The following is a 25,326-nucleotide window of genomic DNA, read 5'->3' on the forward strand; positions in this document are numbered from 1 at the left end:
CCGGGCTCGACCGTGAAGACCATCAACCAGTTGCTCGCGGGTGTGCATATCGCGGCGGCGGCAGAAGCCATGGCGCTCGGTATCCGGGCGGGTGTGGCGCCGGCAGACCTGTTCGAGGTGATTTCCAACTCCGCCGGTGCGTCCTGGATGTTCAACAACCGGGTGCCGCATATCCTCGATGGCGACTACGCGCCGCTCAGTGCCGTGAATATCTTCGTGAAGGACCTCGGCATCGTGCTGGAGACGGGCAAGGAGCTGACCTTCCCGTTGCCGCTCTCCGCGGCAGCGCACCAGCAGTTCCTTGGTGCGGCGGCAGCCGGACTTGGCAAGGAAGATGATTCCGCCGTCATCAAGGTGTTCCAGAAACTCGCCGGGATCGATTTGCCTGAAGCCAAGGACGGCTAATCAGAGCAGGCAGAGCAGCCCGTAGCAGGACGCGCCGAACAGCTTCACCGCCAGCAGATAGCCGATCAGGTCGAGCAGCAGCGAGACGCCGAGGATCGGCAGGGCGACGAAGCCGGTAAAATAGAGCGCGGCCCAGCGTGTGAAGCGGCGGCCGGGAATCCGGTGGCCGTGAATCACGGGCGGCTTTTTGAATTGTGCGAGCACGGACATGGGCTAAGACTAGCCTCGGAACGGGGACGGGGGAACCTTGAATGGCGGCTGCCGCCAAAGCCCAGAAAGCCAAAGAGAAAAGCGACCGGCCACTGAAAGACAAGCGCGGTGAAGAGCAGGACGGTATCGTCGCGCTCTGGGACGCGGTCGATCAGCGGCGCTGGGACGAACTGATCGCGAAGGCGGACCGTTCGGCGCTGGAGCAATCCTCCGCCTATGGCATGGCCATGTCGCGTGCTTCCGCCTATACCCCTGTCACGGCGGTCTTCATGCGTGGCCCGGAGCGGGTGGCGCTTGCCCTGATCCTTGAATGGCGCTTCCCGGGCGGTTTCCGCATCGCCAAGCTGACGCGCGGGCCGGTCTTCCTTGCGGATGTTACCGACACGGAGCGGGCGGCGATCTTCCGGCTGATCAAGCAGCGCTATCCGGTCGCGAAGCTCAATCTCTTTTTCATGACGCCGGAATTGCCTGCGGGGGCGGAGAGCGATGCGCTTCTGCGCGGCATCGGCATGCGCCCGATGGTGACCGGCTACAGCACCGTCTGGCTCGATCTGCGTCCGGAGTTGGAGGCGTTGCGGGCGGGGCTGCACATGAAATGGCGCAACCAGCTCAAACTCGCGGAAGCGGAGCCGATCCGGGTACGCAGCGGTTTTGGCGGTGCGCCGATGGAATGGCTGCTGGCCCGGCACGACCAGCACAGGAAGCGGCGCAAGTTCCGGGCACCGGCGGGCGCCTTCGTTGCCGCCATCGCCGATAGCGGACGGGACAAGCGGGCGACGCAGGTTTTCACCGCCTATGTCGGCAGCGAACCGATCGCTGCGATCCTGACCGTCCGGCACGGCACTTCCGCGACTTATTATGTCGGCTGGACCGGTGTGGAAGGGCGCGAGAAACAGGCCCACAACCTGTTGCTCTGGAAAGCCATCACCAAGCTGAAGGAAGTTGGTGTCGAATGGCTCGATCTCGGCGGGGTCGACGGTCTGCACATGCCTGGCGTCTCCCGCTTCAAACTCGGTGTTGGCGGTGAGCTGGTGACGCTGGCGGGGACGTATCTCTAGGCCGTCGCTTTCAGGTGCCGTGTCAGCCAATCGATATACGCGCCGATGACCGCCTCGTCCCGCTTGCAGTAGGACCATTTCTGATGCCGCCGGACGGTGATGAACCCGGCCTGCCGCAACAGATCCAGATGCCGGCTGGCCGTCGGCTGGGCAACGCCGAGTGCGTCCGCGATCAGGGTCATGCAGACCCCGAACTCCACCGGATCAGCGGACCATTGTTCGCCGAAATGCGTGCCCGGCTCTGCCAGCAGGCTGAGGATTTTCATCCGGGGCTCGCTGGCCAGTGCCTTGATCTGTGTTGAACGATCCATGTGGTCTATCATATAGTCAATTCGCTAAATGACTATATGGAAAACGACAACCATGCTCGACCTGCCCGAAAGCACAATGGTGAATGGCGACACGATCCGGTGGGGCCGGATGGGCACCGGCCCAGCGCTTGTCGCCATTCACGGCACGCCGTTTTCATCGCAGGTCTGGCGCCGGATTATTCCGCAGCTGACGCATCGCTGGGCCGTCCATTATTTCGATCTGGTCGGCTATGGCCTCTCGGAGAAGCGTGACGGGCAGGATGTTTCACTCGGTGTGCAGAACCACGTTCTGGCCGCGTTGCTTGAGGAATGGGGGCTGGAGCGCCCGCATGTTCTGGCGCATGATTTCGGCGGGGCGACGGCCTTGCGGGGCTATTTCCTGAACGGCCTGCGCTATGCCTCCCTGACGATCTTCGACGCGGTGGCGCTTGCCCCCTGGGGATCGCCCTTCGTGCAGCATGTGCGCCAGCACGAAGCGGCTTTCTCCGGCATGCCGGCCTATATGCATGAGGCGATGCTGCGGGCCTATCTGCAGACCGCCGCGCACCAGCCGCTCTCCGAAGAAGCGCTGGAAGTCTACGCCGCGCCCTGGCGCGGACCGGTCGGGCAGCCGGCTTTCTATCGTCAGATCGCCCAGATGGATCAGCGCTTCACCGATGAGGTCGAGCCTCTGTATGAGCTGCTGGAGTGTCCGGTCACGGTGCTTTGGGGCGAGCGGGACGAATGGATACCTTTGGCCAAGGGTGAGGATCTGGCGGGCCGGATCTCCGGCCAGCCGCTCATACAGGTGCCCGAAGCAGGCCATCTGGTGCAGGAGGACCGGCCGGAAACGATTGTCGCCGCCATGCTTCGGCAGGGTGCCTGAGTATCACTCCTCCCGGGCTCGCGCCGCCGCTTTTGCCCGCAGGGCCGCGAACTCGATCAGTCGGTCTTCCACCAGTCGATTGACGCTGCCCGACGGATATTTCCCGCCGGCGCCGCGCTTGCCGGCCTTCTTGCCTGTCAGCACCTCGATCCCTTCCGCGATCGTGGTTATCGGCAGGATGCGGAATTTCTTCTCCTTGCAGGCCTCGACCACGTCCGCGCGCAGCATCAGGTGCTTCACGTTCGAGGCCGGGATCATCACGCCCTGTTTGCCGGTCAGGCCGCGTGCCGCGCAGACATCGAAGAAGCCTTCGATCTTCTCGTTCACCCCGCCGATGGCCTGCACCTCGCCCATCTGGTTCACAGAGCCGGTAACGGCGAAGGACTGGTCGATCGGCAAGCCGGAAAGCGCCGAGAGCAGGGCGTAGAGTTCAGCGGAGGAGGCGCTGTCGCCATCGACGCCGCCATAGGATTGCTCGAAGGTCAGCGTCGCGGCCAGCGCCATCGGAGCATCGGCGGCGAAATTCTGCGCGAGATAGCCGGACAGGATCATCACGCCCTTGGAATGCAGCGGGCCGCCCAGCTCGACCTCGCGCTCGATATCGATCACCCGCCCGGCGCCGACCCTGACCGTGGCGGAAATCCGGCTTGGCTTGCCGAAGGCGAAAGTGCCGATGGAGAGGACCGAGAGCCCGTTCACCTGCCCGACCTTGGCGCCGTCGTTGTCGATCAGCACCGTGCCGCGGGTGATCTGCTCCATCGTCCGCTCGCGGATGCGGTCGGCCCGGTGGATTTGCGCGGCGATGGCCTGATCCACATGGGCACGGATGACCGTGGTTTTGTCTTCCTCGATGGCGAAATAATCCGCCTCCCGCATCACGTCGGCAATCTGGCCGACGCTGGTCGACATGCGTTCCGCGTCGCCGGCCAGCCGTGCCGCATGCTCCATCACCCGCTCAATGGCAGGGCTGGCGAACGGGCGCAGCTCGTTATTGCGGGCAATGGTGGCGATCAGCCGGGCGAAGAGGGCATCGTTCTCCGGGGTTCGCTCGATGATCTCCTCGAAGTCGGCGGCGACCTTGAACAGATCCTGGAAGTCCGGATCGGCGGCCGAAAGGGCGAGATACAGCCGGTAATCCCCGAACAGCACGATCTTCAGGTCGAGCGGGATCGGGTCCGGTTGCAGCGACACCACGGTTGCCGTCGCGGCGGTCATGTTCGGCGCCTCGATGGTGATCTTCTCCGCGTACAATGCCCGCTTCAAGGCTTCCCAGCTCATCGGGTTGAGCAGCAGCTTGTCGGCATTGATCAGCAGGAAGCCGCCATTCGCGCAATGCAGGGCACCGGGCTTGATCAGCGAGAAGTCCGCGACGAGCGTTCCCATCCGGGCGTAATGCTCGATCCGGCCAACCAGTTTCCCCAGCGCCGGATTGTCTTCCACCACCACCGGCGCGCCGCCCGACGGCCGGTTCGAGACCAGCACGTTGACCTGATAGCGGTGCAGCGGGTCGCTATCGACGGCCGCCTCGCCGGGGCCGTTGGACGGGGTGTCCGGCCCCTTGTCCTCGGCGCGCAGGAACAGGCCGACATGCTCGACCATGTCCTCGGCAACAGCCTTCAGGTGCGTCAGCGCGGCATCGGCCGCGGCCATTTCCTTTTCGACATCCGCGATCTCCTCGGTGATCACCCGGCGGGCGGTGTCGCGCCCGATTTTCATCAGGGCACGCTGGCGATCGCGTTCGACCATCGGCAGGGAGCGCAGGGTTTTCTGCAACTCCTCCATCATTGTCTGGGTCGCGTCCTGATAGCGTTTCCGGGAGGCTTCCGGGAGTTTCTGGAAGGTTTCCGGCGCCATCGGTTCCTTGCCGGAAAGCGGCGCGAAACCGAAGCCCTGCTCCGTGCGGATCAGGGTCAGCCCGTGCTTGCCGGCCTGCTCGTTGACGGTCTTGAGCGCGGCCTGCTGCTTTTCAGCGGCATCCTTGTTCACGGCATCGACCCGCAGCCGGTAATCCTCGCTTTCGAACAGCGTTGGGATCACCGCCTTCAGGTCGGTTACCAGGGCATGCATGGCGCGGCGGAAGGTCTCTCCCCGGCCGGAGGGCAAGGCGATGGCCGTCGGCGTATAGGGATCTTCGAAATTATGCACATAAACCCAGTCGCTCGGCGCCTTGAGTTCGGCCCTGCGCTGTTCCAGGAAGCGTTTCACCGCCATGTGCTTGCCGGAGCCTTTCGGCCCGATGACAAAGAGATTGTAGCCGCGCTGCTGCATCCGGGCAGCGAAGCGGACCGCGCCGAGGGCTCGTTCCTGGCCGATCAGGGCCTCGATATCCTCAAGGCCGTCGGTGCTTTCGATCGAGAGCGATCTGAGGCTGGTTCTGGTGTAGAGCGCTTTCGCGGCGAGAGGCTTCACGGACATGGTCGCATTCCTCCGAAACCGACCCTGCGGGGTTCCGCCGGGCCGTGACAGGTGAAAGACCTTAATCCCGCAAGGATTATTCCGGCTAGTCTCCGCTTGCGCGAATCTCGACAACCCGGTCGCGCAGGCGGGTCAGGCCCTGATCCGGCATCCCCAACTCATTGAGATGCTCGACCGTATTGAAAAGATAGTCCGAGCAGGGGCCGAGAAAGCCGCTGGCCCGTTCGATGGTCCGGGCCATCTCCTCTTCCGTGAGCTGGCCGACATAGCGCACATGCTTCCTGTTCATCACGAAGCCGAGCGCCTTGAACGGGCCATCCGGCCCGGTCATGGAGAGCCAGCGCGGGATATAGGCGTCGCTCACCATTTCGCGGCGCCAGACGATGCCGAGTTCCTCGGCGGCACTTTCCTTCGGGATACGGAAGGCGACGCCACGGCAGCAGCCGCCGCGATCCAGAGCCAGTGTCAGCCCCGGCACCTCTGGCGACCCCCGGCCGAGATGTGTCTGCAGGCAGAACCGCCGGTGATATCCACGGGCGGTGGCGCAGCATTGTTCCGCGAAATGAATGGACGGGTTCCAGATCAGCGAGCCGTATCCGAACAACCAGACATCGGTCTCCGGTGCGCCGCTTGGGAACATCGACGCAAGGGACGCGTCGAGCTCTTCGTCGGACAGGACTTTGTAGGTCGTCGCGTGCTGCCGGATCAGGTCACGGATATGGCCTGAGCGGATCGTGTCGCGCGTAAGGGGGATATGCTGCTGGTCTGCCATGTCACTGACCCTAGCGGACTTGTTGCGTCCGGCAAGTCCGGCACGCGGATCGGTCTTGTTCGAAATTGAACCGAATGGGGGCCGGCCCGGCGGCGGGGTGATGGTCACAAACGCGTGTGCATGTCACACTGAATGCGCGAATTTTCTCCGTGTTGCGGTGGCGCGCGCGGCGTTCGCCGGACCCTGTCCCGATCCTGTTTTCAAGATATGCGGAACCGTGCCGGCGGGCGGGAAAGAGCCGCCGGGACTGGATTTGGTACGGATCGTGCGTAGAGGTTTTACGGACCAGCACGGACATTTTTATAGTCCGGCCGCGCGATCACCTTGGTTTTGCGGTATAGACAGATTTTCGGGGGAGGGCGTATCCGTCCATGGCGGAGAAAGTAGACTTCAGCAAAGTCCATTTTTTGATCGTTGACGGCAATGCGCTTTCGGCCGATCTGGCGCGCGACCTGCTGCTCACAATGGGGGCGAAGACGGTGTTCGTGGCGCACAATTTCGACGAGGGGCTGGAGGTTCTGGGCTCCGGTTCCGTCGATGTGCTGCTGACCGAACTCCATTTGCCGCCGCGCAGTGGTCTTGATCTCATCCGTGCGGTGCGTGACGGAAAAACCAGGGCGTCCAAGCAGATGCCGATTCTGGTGATGTCCGCGATGTCCGCCAAGGAGCATGTCTTCGAGGCCCGTGACGCGGGTGTCACGGAGTTTATTGCAAAGCCATATGGCGTTGAGGGTTTTTACCGGCGCATGGTTGGTATCGTTGCGCGTCCACGCGCTTTCGTAGACACTAATAAATATTTTGGTCCCGATAGACGTCGACGTCAGGTGCCATTCGATGGGCAGGATCGGCGGGAGTAGCGGCTAGGGTGTCGAATTGACTGCGGCAAAATCGAAGCTCTTGCCTCCGGCGGAGGATTTGACCCAGCGTGCCGCCAGCAGCACGACCGGTCTGGATCTGCGCCTCAACCCGGCTCTCCTGCGCCGTCTTGAGGATGTGGTCAACGAGTCCCGTGAGCGGTTCGTGGTGGATCTCGCGGCCCGTCTGCGCAAATTGCGGGCAAGCACCCAGGCCCGGGTCGATGGCCAGATGAGCGATACGGATCTGCTGCATCTGGTGTTCGAGGAGAGTCTGCAGATCAAGGGCATGGGCGGCACGATCGGCTATCAGGTGCTCAGTCTGATCGCGACGACCCTGAATGATTTCGTGACCGGACGTCAGACGCTGGGCCGTATCCAGTTTGAAATCCTGCAGCTGCATATCGATGCCATGTATGTCGTGATCGCGGACCGGATCACGGATAATGGCGGGATTCTGGAAGATCAGGTGCTCAGCGGTCTCAGGATGGCGGTCAAGAAATTTGGCTGAATGTAAAACCGGTAACAGAAGCCGGTGACAGAAGGACGCCGTGCCCTTATCTTAGCAGCACGCATTTGACTGGAGCCTTCGATGGCCGACTTCGACAGAACGGACCGCAAAGCATTGGGCATCCTTTCGGATACGGTTTCCGAGAAATTGGGCCCGTCCGACAAGGTTACCCGGGAAATCCGGCGAGCCTACACGTCGGGCAAGCAGATCGATCGTTTCATGGCCCGTGCCGCGTTCGATGCCCTGCCGGACTGGCAGCGCAGCGACATCGGTTCGGCCGCCGAACATCTGGCGCATGCGATCATCCGGGAAGAGCTCGGCGAAGTCGCGCCGTTCGGAACCGAGCGGGATTGGCGCGATATGGATGTGCCGCAGCGCCAGGCGCGTCCGGCTGCGCGTTCGGCACGAAAACAGGATGCCGGTGGAGACATGCAGTCGCCGCCACGGTTTCTGTCCCGCACAACCCGTTAGCGAGCCGGGCATGGGCCGCCATGCCGGTCCGTCCTCCAGATCTGGCTGTTTTGTATGATCGGCATTGTTTTTCAATGTCCGGATCGGCTAGTGTTTGGCGCAATTTGAATATAATTTTGATTTTCTGGACGTGGCTGCGATCTATTTAAATATAGGGCTGGTAATTGACCGGTTGAGCGAGCCGGTCCTGTTAAGGAGTTAGTGATGCGCGGCAGGGAGCCGGTGCAACAGTTCGTCGTCGTTGAACATGTTGCCAAAGAATTCGCGCGGTTCCTGAACCGTGTCCAGAATGATGAAGTCGATATCCTGGGCTCGTTCCTGATCGAGAACGAGTGGGAAAAATACAAGAAAGACAGCGAAGGCGTCGTTCAGTCTCTTGAACTGGCAGGCTTTGCGATCGTCCCGAAAGAGCCGACGGACGCCATGATTGCCGGGGCCGACAAGACGCTCGCCGGCGGCCTGATGGGGCAGCGCGGTGCGCGGGTTTATGTCGAAGCCGTCTTCGGCGCCATGGTCGATGGCTGGCTCGAGACCTATAACCCGAACCTGATCCTCGACATCTTTTCGATGGCCTTGTCGCGCGCTTCCAATCCGCGTGCGCGCCGCGACAGTGGCGGCATGGATTCCTCGTTCCAGCGATTCCGCAAGCATTCCCAGGATATGCTGGCCGGGCTGATCAAGAACGGCCAGGTTGTCGTTCCGGACGAGCCGACTCCCGAGATGGTCTCCGCCGGGGTCGCGGAAACCGCGGAAATTCGCACCAAGACGAACCAGCAGGTCAGTATCGGTGCGGACCCGACCTATCTCGCCAATCTCTATGAAAACATGGTTGAAGCGCGCCCCAAATAAGGAGCGTCTTCAGCTTCAGGATTTGCCGCTGGGCTTGAAGGCGGCTGCCAGAAGGGTCACCGCCTGTTTATGGCGGGCGCTGCCGGCCTGCGGAGGCGGTGCGGAGTTGCGGGTGCTCGACATGGTCTGGGCGCCAGACTTGCTGATCGCTTCCAGAAGCGTTGCGGCATTGTCCTTCGGGCGTGCGCGTTTGCTCGCGGGTTTCCGGCGGCCAGTGTGACTGGACAGGGCCCTTTGCACGGCGAGGGCACAGAGATTGTTCAGAAACGGGGCGACAAGCGCGGATTTCAGCTTGTCGTCGCTCTCCGCCCAGACCCTGAGCAGCAAGGCGGACTCACGACGATTGTTCCCTGTCGCCTCGAGTGCTTCGAGGGCTTTTGTCTGGGCGTAGTCCTTAGCCATGCGTTACCTGCCTACCCGGGGACCGTTTCCGTTTCCGAACAATAGCATAATCGCCTCAAAACGCGCATCCGTTAACGTGCGGCCCGAGAGAGGCCGGGCGCTTCGGAGACGTGCGCCGCGCCCGGCATATGGAACTCCGGCATATGGAACAATGGCGTCGGGTCTATTTTGCGTTCCGCATTTCGACCACGCGCTGCGGGAACGGAATTTCGATGCCATTGGCGTCGAGGGTTTCCTTCACGGCCTTGTTGAAGGCGAACAGGGTTGGCCAGTAATCCCCCGCATTGACCCAGAACCGCAGGCCGATATTGACGGAGCTGTCGGCCAGCGCGCGCACGGTCGCCTCGGGTTTCGGGTCGGCAAGCACCCGCTCATCGGCTTCGGCAAGCTTCATCAGGGCGCCGAAGGCCGTGTCGATATTGCTGCTGTAGCCGATGCCGACGACGATATCGATGCGCCGGGTCGAATGCCGGGAGAAGTTGCTGACGGCGCTGTTGATGATCTGGCTGTTCGGCACCGAGATGAAGACATTGTCCGGTGTGGTCAGCTCGGTGGTGAAAAGCCCGACCTCGGCCACGGTACCGCCAGTGCCGCCCGCGCTCACATAGTCGCCGACCTTGAAGGGGCGCAGGAACAGGATCATCACGCCGGCGGCGACATTGCTGAGTGTGCCTTGCAGGGCGAGGCCGACGGCGAGGCCGGCAGCGCCGAGAACGGCGATGATGCTGGTAGTCTCCACGCCGAACCGGTTCAGTACCGCGACGACCGTGATGATCACCACGAGGTAACGGACGACGGAGGCGATCAGCGGTTTGACCGTTCCGTCCATCCAGGCGATCTTGTCCACGGCACTGCGCGTGGCGCGTCCAGCCCAGCCGGCGAGGATCCAGCCGAACAGAAGGATCAGGATGGCGCCCACGACATCGAAACCGTAGGTGGCCAGCATTACCTGGGTTTCTTCCCAGAGAACGTTCACTTCACCGGCGACGTCGATATTCATGGGGCAAACCCTCCATTTGTCGAAAACTGTACTGTGAATTGGTTGTCACTGGGGAATTGGTCGTCAACGGGCCAAAGCTGTCAAGTCATGAGGCGCAGGATCAGTCCGCCGAAGCGGCCAGCCTGTTTAATGCCTCGCCCGACACCGTATAGCGCAGAGAGCTTTCCTCATGCTCGAAGCCGAGGCTGTGATAGGCCTCGCGGGCCGGATTCCAGTCCAGCACGGTCAGCGATATCCGGCCGTGTCCTTCCGCCAGGGCCTCGGCTGCGACTGCTGCCATGAGGCGCCGGCCAAGGCCCTTGCCGCGGGCCTTGTCGGAGACGAAGAAATCATCAATGTAGCAGGTCGACCGGCCGACCCATGTCGAGTAGTTGGCGGAATAAATCACCGTGCCGAGAAGCGTGCCGGTGCCGTCATCGGCAACCAGGCATTTGAAGCGGGGCTGATCGCCGAAACCGTCTCTCAGCAAATCCTCCTCGGTGCCTTTCAGCAGATGGGCTTCCTTCACATAATCCGCGAGCCCGCGCACCAGTGTGTAGATCTGGGGAACGTCTTCGCGGGTGGCGTGGCGAATAGCAATCGTGTCGGTCATGGCCGGTTCCTATAAAGCGGGCGTGAAGGGTCAGGAAGCGCGGGACTTGATGTCCTCGAGCAACGCGTCGGGGATCTCCACGCCGTCGCGTGCTGCCGCCTCGCGCAGTTTCAGACGGCGGTCGCCGGGCAACCGGGCGCCGTCCTGTGACAGGATTTCTCCGAACAGTTCCTCTGCCCGGGGACCGAAGCTGTCCGCGCCGCCGAATGCCGCCGGGTCGAACAGCATCATCATGTGGCCGATGGAAGGCGGTGCGCCGGTGGGCTCGAAGAAGGATGTGCCCTGGTAGCCGAAATTGGACCCCGTGAGCGCGCCGCAGAGCAACTCGACCATCAGGCCGAGGGCGGCTCCCTTGGCGCCGGCGCCGGTGCCGCCGAGCGGGGTCATGGTGCCGGAAAGGGCCGCCTGTGCGTCGGTGGTCGGATTGCCGTCCGCGTCGAGCGCCCAGTCGTCGGGGATGGCCTGCCCGGTTTTCGCCGCGAGGGTCACCTTGCCGCGCGCCACCGTGGAGACGGAGAGGTCGATAACCATCGGCGCCGTGCCGGAACGCGGCCAGGCAAAGGCGATCGGGTTCGTGCCATAGAGCGCGCGCTTGCCGCCCCAGGGAGCGATGGCGGCGGGCGTGTTGGAAAAAGCGAGGGCAACGAGACCGGCATCCGCGGCGTCTTCCACATGATGTCCGGCAACCCCGAAATGATGGGAATGGGCAAAGCCGACAGCGACAACGCCGTTTTCCTTCGCGGCTTCGATGCCGTCCTTCAGGCCAAGTTCTATTGCCGGAAAGGCAAAGCCGATATGGCTGTCCACATTGATCACGGCCGGGCGCGGTCGGTTGACGGAGGGCTTGGCGAAGCCGTCGACCTTGCCGCATTTCGCCTGCTCGGCATAAGGCGGGACCCGGGCAACGCCGTGCGAGGAAATGCCGTCGGCTTCCGCTCTCACCAGGGCTTTCGCCACGATCTGTGCCGTATCCGGAGCGACCTTGCTGTTCTCGAAAGCTGTCGCGATCAGGGTCTGCAGCGCGTCGAGCGAAATCTGCATGGGGGTATTCTCCGGTGAGTTTGTCCGAGGAGATGTGAAGAGGCTGAACTTGCGACGGGCCTTCAGTCTTGTCAACGAGACCGGCCTGTCCGGATTGGCAACATACCCTGCTATGGCTTTGGATTGCAGCCGGGCCGGTTTGGAGTACTCTGTCGCTCCCGCCACGCGCTTCACCTGCGTATTTTTCTACTGGAGTCCCTATGTCAGACAATACCCTCATCTGGAAAACCGCGACCGAAATCCGGGATTTGCTGGCAAAGGACGAAATCTCTCCGCTTGATCTGCTGGACTCTCTCGAGACCCGCATTGCCGAGGTCGAGCCGAAGATCAATGCGCTGCCGACCCTGTGTTTCGAGCGCGCCCGCGATGCGGCCAAGGCTCTGATGGAGAAGCCGAAGGAAGAGCGCGGCACGCTGATGGGCATACCGGTCGCGATCAAGGATCTGGAAGAGGTGAAAGGGGTGCGCACGACGTTCGGCTCGCCGATCTTCGCCGATCATATTCCGGATAAGTCCGATCTTGTCGTGCAGACGCTGGAAAAGAATGGCGGTGTGGTTTACGCGAAAGCGAACACGCCGGAATTCGGCGCAGGCGGAAACACTTTCAATGAGGTACTGGGCACCACGCTGAACCCGTGGAACCAGGAGCGCAGCGTTGCCGGATCCTCCGGCGGATCCGCCGCCGCACTGGCGTCCGGAACGGCATGGCTGGCGCAGGGCTCGGACACTGGCGGCTCGCTGCGTAATCCGGCCAGCTTCTGCTCCATCGTCGGCATGCGGCCGAGCCCGGGCCGGGTTGCCCGCGGACCGGGCGGCCTGCCGTTTTCAAACCTGCCGGTCGCGGGACCGATGGCGCGGAACGTGACCGACGTGGCCATGATGCTGGATGCGATGTCGGGTGAGCATCCGCGGGACCCGATCTCGCTGGCCTCCCCGCTGGAGAGTTTCAGCGATGCGGTCAAGGCCCAGCGGTTGCCGAAGCGGGTCGCGTTCTCGCGGGATCTCGGCTGCACGCCGGTGGATCCGGAAGTCGCGAAAATCTGCGAGGAAGCCGCACTCCGGTTCGAGTCCCTCGGCGTGAAGGTCGAGGAGGCGCATCCGGATTTCCATGACGTTCAGGATATCTTCCAGGCTCTGCGCGCGGAGGGCTTCTACATGACCAAGCGGAAGCTCTTGGAAGAACATCGCGACAAGCTGAAGCCGGAAGTCATCTGGAACATCGAGAAGGCGCTGGATTACAGCCTTGAGGATTTCACCCGCGTTCAGCTTGCCCGCGGCGCCTATATCCAGCGGGCCGTGGATTTCTTCGAAACCTACGATCTGCTGCTGTCCCCGGCGACCTGCGTGGCGCCCTATCCGGTCGAGCAGCGTTATGTCGAGGAATGCGACGGGCACAAGTTCGACAATTACGTCGAATGGCTGACCATGGCCTATACGATCACGCTGACGGGCTTCCCGGCACTGTCGATGCCGGCCGGATTCACCTCTGAAGGTTTGCCTGTCGGCCTGCAGGTCGTGGCCGGTCCGCGTGGCGAGGCAGCCCTGCTCTCGGCCTCTGCCTTGCTCGAGACAGCTCTTGGTCATGCGACAGCGGTGCCGATTGACCCGATTTGACGTCATTCGATGTCTTCGGGGGTGAGTTCTGTTCGGAGGGCGGCGGCTCGCGTAGGATAGAAGAGTATTAAGTTGAGCCGGCAGGAGCCTGTGAAGCCTAAACTCTGGAAGTCCTACATCGCGCCGCTGCTGTCTCCGGGCAGGCAGTTCTGCCTGCATGCGCTCGATGTGCCGTCGGAACGGTTTGGCGCGCTGGCGTCTTTCGTCGAGATCTGGCGCGGTAAATGGCGGGATGGAAAATTGCCGCCATGGTCCGCTTTCGATTTTTACGATTTCGCCGGCTGGCACGGCTGGATTCACATTGACGAGATTGTCTCCGTCTCGCCTTTTGAGATGCGTTGCAGGCTCTGGGGCACGGAGCTGGTGAACAGGCTGGGAGTGGATGAGACAGGCAAATTGCTGAGTTTCTCGCCTGCTGTGTCCGAGCCGAACCTGATTCCGTTTTACAGGGACATCCTCGCGCTGCCGGCCATCGGAACGAACGCGGGCATTGTTACCAGTTATGGCCGGGCGTCCGAGTGGAGCGTGGTCAAGCTCCCTTGCCCCGGACACGGCGCCGAGCCGGATGTCATCCTGTCCTGCAGCATGCAGGGGACGGCGCTCGCCTTCCCGCCGGAAGATCTGCTGGACGGCCGTCCGGAATAAGCGGGCCGGAGGTCAGGTGATGTCGACCGAGACCCGGCCATAGGGTCCGAAGCGGGCTTCCACATGTTCGTCCCGCTCACCGAAATGCACGCTGGTCGTGGTGCCGGTGCTGACGAAGCTGCCTGCTTCCAGGGGGATTCTGTTGGCGAGCCAGGCCAGAACGCCAAGCGGTCCGCCATCGACATTGCCGGCATTGCCTGCTGCGGCCTGCCTGCCATCGACATGCAGCGTGACCTGGGTGCCCATCAGGGTGTCGACATCCCAGTCCGTGATCGGCTCGCCATGTACCCAGCCATAGGAGGACCCGTTGTCGGCGATCACCAGCGCCGGTCCGGTGCGGGTCCAGTCTTCATGACAGGATGAGACGATCTCCAGTGCGGGCAGCACCGCATCGACAACATCCGCGACACTCTCCGCCGTGTGCGGGGTTGCCGCCGGTCCGAGCGGTTTGCCGAGCCGGAGGGCGAATTCCGGTTCCAGAACAATGAAGGGATAATCGCCGCGCGAGATCCGGGCCGGGCTCGCCATCGCGGTGTTCGACAGCAAGGCGCCGTGAAAGGGCCCGTCGAGACCAAGCAGCTCACGTGCGGACTGGTTCGTGCAGCCGACCTTGCGGCCGATGATCCTGGCACCCTGGCGGCGGGCGATCTCTCCAAGCACATCGTGCTGGACGCGATATGCATCATCGATATCCGCGGATCCGATCCACTGTTCCGTCGGCGCGGGCATGCTGTTGTCCAGCCGGGCGGCCAGTATGCGTGTCGTCAACGTATCCATGTCCAGCATGGGAAATGTTTCCTCCTGATTCCCGAGACCGGTTTCTTTCAGCAAAACCGTTGTGGGTATCTAAGCAGTTGAGAGGAAGAACCTCCATGGATATGTTTGCTGCGCTGCAACGCACAATCAGTCCTTCCGGAGGCCAAATGTCCCCAGTCGTTTCACACGCTCCGGAGAAGATCGGGCGCTACTTTCTTGAAGATCTTGAAATCGGCATGCGGGCCGAGTTCGAACGTGAAGTGACCGAGCCGATGGGCGAGGAGTTCGCGAGGGTAACCGGAGACCGGAACCCGCTGCATTTCGACAAGGATTATGCGCGCGGCACGATCTTCAGGGACCGGATCGCCCACGGGATGATCTCGGCAGGCTTCTTTTCCACGCTGTTCGGCACGGTCATGCCGGGGCAGGGCAGCATCTATCTGAAGCAGAATTTGAAGTTCACCGCGCCGGTTCGCTACGGTGATGTGGTCAAGGCCGTGATCGAGGTGGTGAAGATCGAGACGGAGAAAAGCCGGGTCCTGTTCGCCACGCGGTGTCTGGTGAATGAACAGTTGGTGATCGACGGGGATGCGCTGATCATGGTACCCAGCCGTCCTCTCTAGGATGGCGGGATCATGCGGATCATACGTAGCCTTGCGGACGTAACCACCGATGACCGGGGCGCAATCGCCGCGGTCGGCAATTTCGATGGCGTGCATCTCGGGCACAAGGCAGTCATCGGGCAGGCGCAGCATGCGGCGCGGCTTGCCGGTGCGCCCTCTGCCGTTCTCACCTTCGAGCCTCATCCCCGCATGTTGTTCCAGCCGGACGCCCCGGCTTTCCGGCTGACCTCCGCTGCGGCGCGCGCGGAAGCCATTGCCGCTCTGGGCACCAATATTCTGTTCGAGCTGGGCTTCGACATGGAATTTTCCCATGTCTCGGCGGAGGATTTCATCACCGGTATTCTGCATCGGGGTCTCGGGTTGCGGCATGTGGTGATTGGCCATGATTTCTTTTTCGGCCATCGTCGGCGCGGCACGCCGGAGATGCTTCAGGAATACGGCATCCGGCTCGGGTTCGGGGTCAGCGTCATCGATCCGGTGACGGAGCAGGATGGCGCGGTCTATTCCTCCAGCCGGATCCGGCAGTGCCTGAAGGAAGGCGATCCGCGCGGCGCGGCGGCCCTGCTCGGCCGGCCCTGGGACGTGACGGCGACGGTGATCCATGGAGACCAGCGCGGGCGCACGATCGGGTTTCCGACGGCGAACCTGCAGCTTGAGGACATCCTGCACCCGGCGCATGGCGTCTATGCGGTCCGGGCGCGGGACGAGGAGAGCGGCGTCTGGTGGTCCGGGGTGGCGAATTTCGGGCGCCGTCCGACCGTGAATGACCGGGGTCCGTTGCTCGAAGTAAACCTGTTTGACGTCTCGCCCGACCTTTACGGGCGCAAACTCCGTGTGCAATTCATTGACTTTATCCGCCCGGAAATGAAATTTAGCGGCCTTGACGAGCTTAAGGCGCAGATCGCGCGCGACGCGGATGCCGCGCGCCAGACACTGTCCGAATAAAAGGCGCGGGCCGGAAGAGTGCCCGCCAAGAGAGAAAACAGATGAGCGTGGACTATAAGACGACCGTCTTTCTGCCGAAGACCGACTTCCCGATGCGCGGCAACCTGCCGACCCGCGAGCCCGAGATTCTGGCGCACTGGGAAGAGATAGGCCTGCGGAAGAAGCTGCGCGAAAGCCGCGAGGGCGCCGAAAAGTTCATCCTGCATGACGGCCCGCCCTACGCGAACGGCAATCTGCATATGGGGCACGCGCTCAACAAGGTGCTGAAGGACGTCATCAACCGCTCGCAGCAGATGCTCGGCAAGGACGCGAATTACGTGCCGGGCTGGGACTGTCACGGTCTGCCGATCGAATGGAAGATCGAGGAACAGTACCGCGAGAAGGGGCTCGACAAGGACACTGTTCCGGTCGTCGAATTCCGTAAGGAATGCCGCGAGTTCGCCCAGAAATGGGTCGATATCCAGACCGAGGAATTCAAGCGGCTCGGCGTCTCCGGCGACTGGGAGAAGCCGTACCTGACGATGACCTTCCCGGCGGAAGCGCAGATCGCCCGCGAGATCGGCAAGTTCATCATGAATGGCGGGCTCTACAAGGGCGCCAAGCCGGTCATGTGGTCCGTGGTCGAGAAGACCGCGCTGGCCGATGCCGAGGTCGAGTATCACGATCACAAGTCGGTCACGATCCATGTCCGCTTCCCGGTGGTGGAAGCGAAGCACCCGGCCCTTGAAGGGGCTGCGGTGGTGATCTGGACCACGACTCCCTGGACCATGCCGGGCAACCGCGCGGTGGCGGCGGGAGAAGAGTTCGAATATGTGGTTTTCGAGGTCGGTGAGGTCGGTGAAAACAGCCTCGCCAAACCGGGCGAGAAGCTGGTCGTCGGCGTTGATCTGTTCGAGTCCGTCAAGCAGACCGCGAAGATCGAAAGCGTCACCGAACTGGCCCGCGTGACCGGCGCGGATATCGCCGGCTCCATCCTCGCGCATCCGATGCGCGGGCAGGGCTACGATTACGACGTGCCGCTGCTGTTGGCCGATTTCGTGACCACCGATGCCGGTACCGGCTTTGTTCATATCGCCCCGGGTCACGGTGCGGATGACTTCGTGCTCGGTAACGAGAACAGTCTGGAAATCCCGCAGACGGTTGCCGATGACGGCTATTTCTACGATCACGTCCCGGTCTTCGCCGGCATGCATGTGCTGGAAGATAACCTGAAAATCTCCGCCATCCTGCGCGATGCGGGCGGTCTTCTGGCGCGGGGCAGCATCACTCACTCCTATCCGCATTCCTGGCGCTCCAAGGCGCCGCTGATCTTCCGCAACACGCCGCAATGGTTCATCTCCATGGAGTCGAACGATCTGCGGGACACGGCGCTGAAGGCGATCGACGAGACCCGCTTCGTGCCGCAGGCCGGGCAGACGCGCCTGCGCTCGATGATCGAGCAGCGGCCGGACTGGTGCATCAGCCGTCAGCGCGCCTGGGGCGTGCCGATCCCGGTATTCGTCGAGAAGAAGACCGGCGAGATGCTGCGCGATCAGGCGGTGATCGACCGGATCGCCAACGTGTTCGAAAAGGAAGGCTCCGACGCCTGGTTCTCCAGCGAGCCCTCCCGTTTCCTCGGCAACGAGTACAGCGCGGACGATTACGAGCAGAATATGGATATCGTCGAGGTCTGGTTCGAGAGTGGCTCGACCCACTCCTTCGTGCTGGAGCAGCGTCCGGACCTGCAATGGCCGGCTGATCTCTATCTCGAAGGCTCCGACCAGCATCGCGGCTGGTTCCATTCCTCGCTGCTGGAAAGCTGCGGCACGCGCGGCCGGGCACCGTATAACGCGGTGCTGACGCACGGCTTCGTGCTGGATGAGAACGGCCGCAAGATGTCGAAATCTCTCGGCAACATCACGGCGCCGCAGGACATCATCGGCCAGAGCGGCGCCGATATCCTGCGCCTCTGGGTGGTGAATTCGGACTATTCCGAGGATCTGCGCGTCGGCAAGGAAATCCTGAAGCATCAGGCCGACCAGTATCGCCGTTTGCGCAACACGCTACGCTATCTGCTCGGCAATCTCGACGGTTTCACCGAGGCCGAGCGGCTGCCGGTCGCCGAGATGCCGGAATTGGAGCGCTGGGTGCTGCACCGGCTCTGGGAGCTGGATGCCATGATCCGCGAGAAGATTGAGGCGTTCGACTTCCATGCGCTGTTCACCCAGTTGCATAATTTCTGCGCCGTCGATCTTTCGGCCTTCTATTTCGATATCCGCAAGGACAGCTTCTATTGCGACCGGCCGGACTCGATCCGCCGCCGGGCCGCGCGGACGGTGCTGGACGAGGTGTTCAACCGGCTGACCGCCTGGCTCGCGCCGGTACTCTGCTTCACGGCGGAAGAGGCCTGGACGACACGCGGAACCGGTCCGGAAGAATCCGTGCATCTGCGGACCTTCCCGGAAACCCCGGAAGGCTGGCGCGACGATGCAGTCGCGGCACGCTGGGCCGAGATCCGGAATGTTCGCCGAGTCGTCACCGGCGCGCTGGAGCTGGAACGCAACGCGAAGCGTATCGGGTCTTCCCTGCAGGCTGCCCCGCAGGTTTATGTCAGCGATGCCGCACTGAAGGCATTCGACGGGCTGGACCCGGCCGAGCTTTTCATCACGTCCGATGCCACGCTGCTTGCCGGCTCCGGCCCTGACGACGCTTTCCGGCTGGATGATGTGGACGGTATCTCCGTGGTGCCGGCCCTGGCCGACGGCGGCAAATGCGAGCGCTGCTGGAAAATTCTGCCCGAGGTTGCCGAGCCGCCGGTTTGCAAACGCTGCGCGGACGCGGTCGGCTCGCTCGAAACCGCGGCTGAATAACCGGTGCCGGGTTCGTTGAAACGCAACCTTGTGACCGGCGGGCTGCTGGCCCTGCTGGTGGTGCTTGCCGATCAGGTGACCAAGGAATGGGCGCTGGCGACATTGTTCCGTGACGGAGCGGTGGTCGAGGTGACGCCGTTTTTCAATCTGGTCGCCGTCTGGAACCGGGGGGTCAGTTTCGGCCTGCTGGCGAGTGACGACCCGATGACGCCTTTCTACCTGTCCGGGTTCGCGATTGCCGTTGTGGCCGGACTTCTGGTCTGGCTGGCGCGGGCGCCCAGCCAATTGCTGCGGATCTCGCTCGGCCTGATCATCGGCGGGGCGATCGGGAATGTGATTGACCGGTTGCGCTATAATGCGGTCGTCGATTTCATTGACTGGCATGCGTTCGGATATCACTGGCCAGCTTTTAATCTTGCCGATAGTGCGATATCGGTTGGCGTAGTATTTTTGTTGTTTGATAGCTTTCTTGGTGACTCGCAGAGTTCGGATTCCCAGATATCCAGGGGAGACGGAGAATGAACGGGATAGCCATCGACCGGAGTAGCATGGAATGATCAGGGTCAGTCGTACTGTCGGCTTCACCCTCTGCGCCGTGGTGATCGGCTTGCAGGGGTGCAGCGAAATCCAGAAAGCAGTCGGCAACACAAAGCAGGCGCCGGATGAGTTCGCGGTGGTTGCGCGGCCGCCGCTCAGCGTGCCGCCGAACTTTGCCCTGCGCCCGCCGACCCCGGGCGAGCCGCGCCCGCAGGAACGCGACGTGACGAAGAGCGCGGAGCGGCTGGTGCTGGGTAACGGCAGTCGGAGCACGGTCTCCGGTACGGCCGGAAATGTACCTGCTGCGGCACCGAGCACGGCTGTCTCGCGGGAAACGCCGGGCGAAGCGAAGATGCGGCAATTGCTGAATACCGCCAGCGCCGAGCCGGGTATCCGCCAGACGGTGAACCGGGAAACCAGCACCTTCCTCTACGAAGAGGAATACCTGATCGACAATCTGCTTTTCTGGCGTGAGAAGGCCCCGCGCGGCGTGGTCGTCGATGCCCAGGCGGAGCAGAAGCGCCTGCAGGAAAACGCGGCCCTCGGCAACGAGCCGACGGCGGGCACCACGCCGGTCATTGAGCGCAAGCGCAAGGGGCTGTTCTAGGCCGACGGTCTCGATCATGCCTGATCGTCTTGTTTTTTTCGCCGCGGGAAGCCTCGCGGCCGTGCTTCAGGATATCTGCTCGCGGTTCGAACAGACGATGGGGAGACCCGTCGATATCAGTTTCGGGCCGTCCGGCCTGATGCGGAAACGCATTGAAACCGGTGCACGGGCCGACCTGTTCGCCTCGGCCGACATGGAGCACCCCCGTGTGCTGCACCGGCGCGGTCTGGCCGGGCGTACAAGACTGTTTGCCCGGAATGAGCTTGTGGCGATCGTGCGTGCGGGGATCGTGGTGGAGAGCGACACTCTGCTGGAAACGCTCCTCGATCCGGACATTCGGGTCGGGACCTCCACGCCGAACGCGGATCCGTCCGGCGATTATGCTTGGCGGCTGTTCCAGAAAGCTGGCGTGATCCGGCCCGGAGCGTACGAGACCCTGGATGCCAAGGCACAGAAACTGACGGGCGGGTCGATTTCGGCCCCGGTGCCGGGAGGACGCAACCTCTATGGCTGGATGCTGGAGCAGGGCCGGACGGATCTGTTCCTGACCTACCGGACCAATGCCGTCCTCGCCGCACGCGAGGTGACGGGGCTTCAGGTCGTGGAAGTGCCGGAAGCGCTATGCGTTGGCGCGGAATACGGCATCACGGTGATGAAGAATGCTCCCGAACAGGCGACGGGATTGCGGGATTTCATCCTCGGTTCCGAGGGACAGGCGGTGCTCATGGAGCACGGTTTCGGCCTGCCCTGAAACGGCACCCTGACCGGAGCGCCTTGTTCATGCCGTAAATTTTTCCATATCTCGGATGATCGGATACCCGAACGCTCCGTTACCGGAGGCAGGAGACTGACAGTGAAATCATTGGCGATCGCGAAGCGGCTGACCCTGGCGATGGTATGTGTCGTCATGATCGCCGGGCGGGCGGATGCGAAAGTCTACGAGCCCGAGAGCATCACGCTGGCGAACGGCATGCAGGTGGTCGCCATCACCGATCACCGGGTGCCGGTGGTGACCCACATGGTCTGGTACAAGGTCGGCGGGGCGGACGAGGCGCCGGGCGAGACCGGCCTCGCGCACTTCCTTGAGCATCTTCTCTTCAAGGGCACGGAGAAGGTTCCCTCGGGCGAGTTCTCCCGCACCGTCTCCCGCAATGGCGGGGAGGGCAATGCCTTCACCGGCTACGATTACACCGCTTTCTTCCAGACCATCGCCTCGGACAAGCTGCCGCTGATGATGGAGATGGAAGCGGACCGCATGGTGAACCTGACGCTGGACCCGGACGAGGTCGCGGCGGAACGCGAGGTGGTTCTGGAAGAGCGCCGCTCCCGGATCGACAACAGCCCGGGCGCGCTTTTAAACGAGCGGACCAACGCGGCGCTTTATCTGAATTATCCTTATCGCCACCCGCTGATCGGCTGGGCGCACGAGATCAAGGCGCTGACCCGCGAGAACGCGCTGGCTTTCTATCGCAAATGGTATGCCCCGAATAACGCGGTGCTTGTGGTCGCCGGCGACATCACCATGGATGAGCTGAAGCCGTTGGCGGAGAAATATTACGGCGTCATCCCGGCGCGGGCCGTGCCGGACCGCAACCGGCCGCTGGAGCCGGAGCAGATCAGTGCCCGCCGGATCGAGTTTGCCCACCCGCAGGTTGGCCAGGTCAGCTGGAGCCGCCGTTATCTGGCACCGAGCCGGTTCTATGGCGAGAGCGATCAGGTCATGCCGCTGGCCGTGCTGGCGGAGGTGATCGGTGGCGGTGCCACCAGCAGGCTCTACAAAGCGCTGGTGATCGACCGGAAGATCGCCCTCTCCGCCGGTGCGTCCTATAGCGGGAGCAGCATCGGCCCCGGCACGTTTTCTTTCTATGGCGTTCCGGCGGAAGGAACGACTGTCGAGGAGCTGGAGGCGGCCTTCGAAGCGGAGCTCGCTGCCATCCTGCGTGAAGGTGTCGACGCACAGGAAGTCGCCCGCGCGGTCAAATCGATGAAGGCCAGCGCGGTCTATGCCCGCGACAGCGTGACGGCACCGGCTCATGCCGTCGGTCAGGCGCTCGTCATCGGACGCACGATTGAGGAAATCGAGAGCTGGCCGGACCAGGTGGGCGCGGTGACGCAGGAGCAGGTCATGCAGGCGGCACGGGCAATTCTGGAAACGCCCGCGCATGTCACCAGCATCCTGCGCCCGAAACCGGCAAGCTGAGGAGAATATGATGCGGACCCTTATTGCGCGGGCTTCTGTCCCGTTTCTGGTTTTCGCCACGCTCCTGCTGGCCCGGCCGGGCATGGCGGAGGCCATCGAGATCCAGCGTGTGGTCAGTCCCGGCGGCATCGAAGCCTGGCTGGTCGAGGATCACAAGAACCCGATCATCACGCTGTCCGCCAGTTTCTCAGGCGGTGCAGCGGCCGATCCGGAGGGCAAGGAAGGCCTTGCCGTTCTGACCTCCAGTCTGCTGGATGAAGGCGCCGGATCCTATGACAGCGATGCCTTCCGGCGCAAACTGGAGGATCTGGTGATCGGCCTTGGCTTCAGTGCGGGCCAGGACAATTTCGGCGCCAACCTGCAGACGTTGACCGAAAATACCGATACGGCCTTTGAGCTGCTGCGGCTGGCCATGACGGAGCCGCGGTTCGATACCGAGCCGGTGGAGCGCATCCGTGCGCAGATCATCGCCGGGCTGAAACGCAGCGAGAACCGGCCGCAGACCATCGCCAGCCGGGTCTGGTGGCAGGCGGCGTTCCCGGACCATCCCTATGGCCGCCCATCCCGGGGCACGGTGGAAAGCGTCGGGCGCATCTCGACAGCGGACATGCAGGCCTTCGCCAAACGGGTGCTGACCCGGAGCAGCATGAAGATCGGTGTTGTCGGCGATATCACGCCGGAGCGGCTGGGCACTCTGCTGGACAAGACCTTCGGGGTTTTGCCGGAGACGGGTGTCTCGATCCCGCCGGTGCCGGCGAAACCGGCAGCCATCGGGGAGACCTTCGTGGTCGAGAGCCCGGTGCCGCAATCGGTTGTCGTGTTCGGCCATCGTGGCATCTCGCGGGATGATCCGGACAGGTTCGCCGCCGCCATCCTGATGGAAGTCATGGCGGGTGGTTTCGGCTCTCGCCTGACCGAGGAAATCCGCGAGAAGCGTGGCCTGACATACGGTATTAACGCCTACACATTGCCGCTCGAGGATGCGCAGATGGTGATGGGCGGGGTCTCGACCCGGAATGACAAGGTCGCCGAGACGGTCGGGCTTGTGCGCGAGATCTGGGCGGAGATGGCGGCGAACGGGCCGACCGAAGAGGAAGTGCGCGACGCCAAGACATATCTCAACGGCTCTTTCCCGATGCGCCTGACCAGCTCCCGGCCGATTGCCGGATTGCTGGTCTCGTTGCAGCGGAACGGGCGGCCCATCGATTATCTGGACGGGCGGGTTGAGCGGATCAATGCGGTTACAATGGCGGATTTGAAGCGGGTGGCGAAGCGGCTGTTTCTGGCGGACGAGCTGACCTTTGTCGTGGTTGGCCAGCCAAAGGGCGTGACGCCCACGGCGTCGGCGCCTGAGCCGAGATCCTGAAGCACGGGCCAAATGCGATTATATGCTTAACAGCCCTGTTCGGATGGTGGTTCCGGCTCCGGGCATCTGCTAGATTCGAGTACTATGAAAACGTGTCCCCTGGTGGCCGGCCCGCTCCGGCATGATTTTTCCGCGACATCCGAGGACCGGCTCGGCGATGCCGGTCTCTCCGTTGCCGCCCTTCAGGCACTGGCTCCGGCCGCCGCCTCGTCGCTTGCAGGTCTTCGGGAGAAGAAGGAGAGCGGGGCTCTGCCGCTGCTCTCGCTGCCCTGGCGGCGGGACGATCTGGACGCAGGTAGGGCACTGGCGCAGGAGCTGCGAAGCTGGGCCCGGCACGTGCTGGTGCTCGGCATTGGCGGCTCCAGTCTCGGCGGGGCGACGATCTGCCGGCTGGCGGAGAAGGGCACGGCCTTCTCTCCGGATGCGCCAAAGCTGCATTTCCTCGACAATATCGACCCGGCGACCTTCACCTCGATCTTCCGGCGCATTGCGCTGGAGAAGACGGCGGTGATCGCTATCTCGAAATCCGGCGGCACGGCGGAGACGCTGTGTCAGACCCTGATCTGTCACGATGCATTCGTGGCGGCGGGGCTCGATCCGGCGCGGCATTTCTTCACGGTCACCGAACCCGGCCCGCGTCCGCTCCGGCAGTTCTCGGAGAAGATCGGATGCCGGTGTCTGGATCATGATCCAGCTATCGGCGGCCGCTATTCCGGCCTGACCCTGAACGGGTTGCTGCCGGCCATGATCGTCGGGCTCGACGCGGAAGCCATCCGGCGCGGCGCGGCGGCGGTGACTGATGCCGCTCTTGCGCCGTCGGACCCGCTGGAAAGCGCACCGGCTCTCGGGGCCATGGTCAATATCGGCCTCGGCCGGGAACGTGGCGTCACCCAGACCGTGCTGATGCCCTATAGCGACCGGCTGGACCGGATGGGCGACTGGTTCACCCAGCTCTGGGCGGAAAGCCTCGGCAAGCAGGGGAACGGCACGACCCCGATCAGCGCGCTCGGCGCGGTCGATCAGCATAGCAGCCTGCAGCTCTTCCTCGATGGCCCGCGGGACAAGCTCGTGACTCTGGTTTTGAGCGCTGTTGCGGGAACGGGCGGCACGGTCGGCCCGAGCGCGACGGAGCTGATGGGGGACGGGCTCTCCTATCTCGCCGGACGGACCATGGGCGACCTGATGGACGCGGAGCAGCGGGCGACGGCGGAAACCCTGATTACCAACAGGCGGCCAACCCGGATCATCCATATCGACGCCGTCGATGAGGAAAGCGTCGGCGCGCTGATGATGCATTTCTTCCTGGAAACCATGGTGGCGGCCGACCTGATCGGCGTCGATGCCTTCGACCAGCCCGCCGTCGAGGATGGCAAGGTGCTGGCCCGCCGGTATCTGGCGGAGATGGCCGGGTGAGCGGAAACGCTTCCAG

At 63.0% G+C, this 25,326-nt stretch carries 27 protein-coding genes; 18 read left to right on the forward strand and 9 right to left on the reverse strand.

All coding sequences use genetic code 11. The annotated features are described in order from the left end of the window. The coding region (locus AAC126_RS12370; RefSeq protein ID WP_339853765.1) for an NAD-binding protein at nt 1-405 on the forward strand (405 nt) is incomplete at its 5' end. On the opposite strand, the gene AAC126_RS12375 is transcribed toward AAC126_RS12370, so the two are convergent. Further along, nucleotides 406-615, reverse strand: a complete 210-nt coding sequence (locus AAC126_RS12375) for a hypothetical protein (protein ID WP_339853767.1) — start codon at nt 613-615, stop codon at nt 406-408. Between the two features lie 41 nt (nt 616-656). Between AAC126_RS12375 and AAC126_RS12380 the strand changes: the two genes are divergently transcribed. Further along, nucleotides 657-1,673: a GNAT family N-acetyltransferase gene (locus AAC126_RS12380; RefSeq protein WP_339853769.1), complete on the forward strand. Its 1,017-nt coding sequence runs from the start codon at nt 657-659 to the stop codon at nt 1,671-1,673. On the opposite strand, the gene AAC126_RS12385 is transcribed toward AAC126_RS12380, so the two are convergent. Then, nucleotides 1,670-1,984, reverse strand: coding sequence for a metalloregulator ArsR/SmtB family transcription factor (locus tag AAC126_RS12385; protein ID WP_339853770.1), 315 nt, complete (start codon nt 1,982-1,984; stop codon nt 1,670-1,672). The two genes, AAC126_RS12380 and AAC126_RS12385, sit on opposite strands and share 4 nt — an antisense overlap. Before the next feature lie 52 nt (nt 1,985-2,036). Between AAC126_RS12385 and AAC126_RS12390 the strand changes: the two genes are divergently transcribed. After that, complete coding sequence (locus AAC126_RS12390; protein WP_339853772.1) at nt 2,037-2,849, forward strand: alpha/beta hydrolase; 813 nt, start codon at nt 2,037-2,039, stop codon at nt 2,847-2,849. Nucleotides 2,850-2,852: 3 nt separating this feature from the next. Here AAC126_RS12390 and AAC126_RS12395 read toward each other — a convergent pair whose 3' ends face one another. Next, nucleotides 2,853-5,264 (reverse strand): ATP-binding protein, encoded by a 2,412-nt coding sequence (locus AAC126_RS12395; protein WP_339853774.1) that lies wholly within the window; start codon nt 5,262-5,264, stop codon nt 2,853-2,855. Nucleotides 5,265-5,349: 85 nt separating this feature from the next. After that, nucleotides 5,350-6,036 carry a gamma-glutamylcyclotransferase gene (locus AAC126_RS12400; RefSeq protein ID WP_339853775.1) on the reverse strand — a complete coding sequence of 229 codons (687 nt, stop codon included), beginning with the start codon at nt 6,034-6,036 and terminating at the stop codon, nt 5,350-5,352. A 371-nt stretch (nt 6,037-6,407) separates the two neighbouring features. On the opposite strand from AAC126_RS12400, the gene AAC126_RS12405 reads away from it, so the two are divergent. The 4 genes from AAC126_RS12405 to AAC126_RS12420 all read left to right on the forward strand — a co-directional run bounded on the left by AAC126_RS12405 (nt 6,408) and on the right by AAC126_RS12420 (nt 8,721). Next, nucleotides 6,408-6,893, forward strand: coding sequence for a response regulator (locus tag AAC126_RS12405; RefSeq protein WP_339853777.1), 486 nt, complete (start codon nt 6,408-6,410; stop codon nt 6,891-6,893). 58 nt (nt 6,894-6,951) lie between these two features. Beyond that, entirely contained in the window at nt 6,952-7,401 is a 450-nt protein-coding gene (locus AAC126_RS12410) for a hypothetical protein (protein WP_339853778.1), read from the forward strand. 81 nt (nt 7,402-7,482) lie between these two features. Further along, a complete protein-coding gene (locus AAC126_RS12415; protein ID WP_339853780.1) occupies nt 7,483-7,872 on the forward strand; it encodes a hypothetical protein in 390 nt (129 codons plus the stop codon). 204 nt (nt 7,873-8,076) lie between these two features. Continuing rightward, the gene (locus AAC126_RS12420; RefSeq protein ID WP_339853781.1) at nt 8,077-8,721 is read left to right on the forward strand and encodes a hypothetical protein; all 645 of its coding nucleotides are present in this window, start codon (nt 8,077-8,079) and stop codon (nt 8,719-8,721) included. 15 nt (nt 8,722-8,736) lie between these two features. On the opposite strand, the gene AAC126_RS12425 is transcribed toward AAC126_RS12420, so the two are convergent. From AAC126_RS12425 to AAC126_RS12440, 4 genes are all read right to left on the reverse strand, one after another. Beyond that, entirely contained in the window at nt 8,737-9,123 is a 387-nt protein-coding gene (locus tag AAC126_RS12425) for a hypothetical protein (RefSeq protein ID WP_339853782.1), read from the reverse strand. A gap of 163 nt (nt 9,124-9,286) precedes the next feature. Beyond that, nucleotides 9,287-10,123: a mechanosensitive ion channel domain-containing protein gene (locus tag AAC126_RS12430; protein ID WP_339853784.1), complete on the reverse strand. Its 837-nt coding sequence runs from the start codon at nt 10,121-10,123 to the stop codon at nt 9,287-9,289. Nucleotides 10,124-10,223: 100 nt separating this feature from the next. Then, nucleotides 10,224-10,715 (reverse strand): GNAT family N-acetyltransferase, encoded by a 492-nt coding sequence (locus AAC126_RS12435; RefSeq protein WP_339853786.1) that lies wholly within the window; start codon nt 10,713-10,715, stop codon nt 10,224-10,226. 30 nt (nt 10,716-10,745) lie between these two features. Further along, on the reverse strand, nt 10,746-11,756 hold the full coding sequence (locus tag AAC126_RS12440) for an Ldh family oxidoreductase (protein WP_339853788.1): 1,011 nt from the start codon (nt 11,754-11,756) through the stop codon (nt 10,746-10,748). Between the two features lie 200 nt (nt 11,757-11,956). Here AAC126_RS12440 and AAC126_RS12445 point away from each other — a divergent pair, with 200 nt between their 5' ends. Together AAC126_RS12445 and AAC126_RS12450 are read left to right on the forward strand one after the other, a co-directional pair. Beyond that, on the forward strand, nt 11,957-13,369 hold the full coding sequence (locus AAC126_RS12445) for an amidase family protein (RefSeq protein ID WP_339853790.1): 1,413 nt from the start codon (nt 11,957-11,959) through the stop codon (nt 13,367-13,369). A 72-nt stretch (nt 13,370-13,441) separates the two neighbouring features. Then, a complete protein-coding gene (locus AAC126_RS12450; protein WP_339853792.1) occupies nt 13,442-14,014 on the forward strand; it encodes a hypothetical protein in 573 nt (190 codons plus the stop codon). A gap of 12 nt (nt 14,015-14,026) precedes the next feature. Here AAC126_RS12450 and AAC126_RS12455 read toward each other — a convergent pair whose 3' ends face one another. Continuing rightward, nucleotides 14,027-14,800 (reverse strand): fumarylacetoacetate hydrolase family protein, encoded by a 774-nt coding sequence (locus tag AAC126_RS12455; protein WP_339853793.1) that lies wholly within the window; start codon nt 14,798-14,800, stop codon nt 14,027-14,029. Between the two features lie 137 nt (nt 14,801-14,937). On the opposite strand from AAC126_RS12455, the gene AAC126_RS12460 reads away from it, so the two are divergent. From AAC126_RS12460 to AAC126_RS12500, 9 genes are all read left to right on the forward strand, one after another. Next, nucleotides 14,938-15,393: a MaoC family dehydratase gene (locus AAC126_RS12460; protein ID WP_339853795.1), complete on the forward strand. Its 456-nt coding sequence runs from the start codon at nt 14,938-14,940 to the stop codon at nt 15,391-15,393. Between the two features lie 12 nt (nt 15,394-15,405). Next, nucleotides 15,406-16,338 (forward strand): bifunctional riboflavin kinase/FAD synthetase, encoded by a 933-nt coding sequence (locus AAC126_RS12465; protein ID WP_339853797.1) that lies wholly within the window; start codon nt 15,406-15,408, stop codon nt 16,336-16,338. A gap of 41 nt (nt 16,339-16,379) precedes the next feature. Beyond that, nucleotides 16,380-19,187, forward strand: coding sequence for an isoleucine--tRNA ligase (gene ileS, locus AAC126_RS12470; RefSeq protein ID WP_339853799.1), 2,808 nt, complete (start codon nt 16,380-16,382; stop codon nt 19,185-19,187). Between the two features lie 15 nt (nt 19,188-19,202). Then, nucleotides 19,203-19,709, forward strand: coding sequence for a signal peptidase II (gene lspA, locus AAC126_RS12475; protein ID WP_339853801.1), 507 nt, complete (start codon nt 19,203-19,205; stop codon nt 19,707-19,709). Between the two features lie 31 nt (nt 19,710-19,740). Further along, entirely contained in the window at nt 19,741-20,331 is a 591-nt protein-coding gene (locus AAC126_RS12480) for a DUF3035 domain-containing protein (protein ID WP_339853802.1), read from the forward strand. A 16-nt stretch (nt 20,332-20,347) separates the two neighbouring features. Then, nucleotides 20,348-21,082 carry a molybdate ABC transporter substrate-binding protein gene (locus AAC126_RS12485; protein WP_339853803.1) on the forward strand — a complete coding sequence of 245 codons (735 nt, stop codon included), beginning with the start codon at nt 20,348-20,350 and terminating at the stop codon, nt 21,080-21,082. A gap of 102 nt (nt 21,083-21,184) precedes the next feature. Then, a complete protein-coding gene (locus AAC126_RS12490; protein ID WP_339853804.1) occupies nt 21,185-22,531 on the forward strand; it encodes a pitrilysin family protein in 1,347 nt (448 codons plus the stop codon). Nucleotides 22,532-22,541: 10 nt separating this feature from the next. Then, entirely contained in the window at nt 22,542-23,897 is a 1,356-nt protein-coding gene (locus AAC126_RS12495; protein ID WP_339853806.1) for a pitrilysin family protein, read from the forward strand. Between the two features lie 84 nt (nt 23,898-23,981). Then, entirely contained in the window at nt 23,982-25,310 is a 1,329-nt protein-coding gene (locus tag AAC126_RS12500) for a glucose-6-phosphate isomerase (protein ID WP_339853808.1), read from the forward strand. Nucleotides 25,311-25,326 lie beyond the last annotated feature (16 nt).

The sequence above is a fragment of the uncultured Nisaea sp. genome (assembly GCF_963974195.1).
GTDB lineage: Bacteria > Pseudomonadota > Alphaproteobacteria > Thalassobaculales > Thalassobaculaceae > Nisaea.